The sequence below is a fragment of the Streptococcus suis genome, assembly GCF_024509555.1.
GTDB lineage: Bacteria > Bacillota > Bacilli > Lactobacillales > Streptococcaceae > Streptococcus > Streptococcus suis_AD.
In genome coordinates this window covers 1-271 of record NZ_JAMWEL010000080.1, presented here as the reverse complement: position 1 = coordinate 271, position 271 = coordinate 1, and the positions used below count along the sequence as shown (strand labels likewise).

General features: G+C 55.0%; 1 protein-coding gene. It reads right to left on the bottom strand.

The annotated features are described in order from the left end of the window. Nucleotides 1-271: MSCRAMM family adhesin SdrC (locus NF418_RS10425; RefSeq protein ID WP_256779548.1), on the bottom strand; the 271-nt coding region annotated here is incomplete at both ends.

The window sequence follows — 271 nt, the reverse complement described above, 5'->3', positions numbered from 1 at the left end:
TCAGCCAGCGAGTCCGCATCAACCAGTGCGTCTACCTCAGCAAGTACGTCAGCCAGCGAGTCTGCATCAACCAGTGCATCTACCTCAGCAAGTACGTCCGCTTCAGAGTCTGCGTCAACTAGTGCATCTACCTCAGCAAGTACGTCAGCCAGCGAGTCCGCATCAACCAGTGCGTCTACCTCAGCAAGTACGTCAGCCAGCGAGTCTGCATCAACCAGTGCATCTACCTCAGCAAGTACGTCCGCTTCAGAGTCTGCGTCAACTAGTGCAT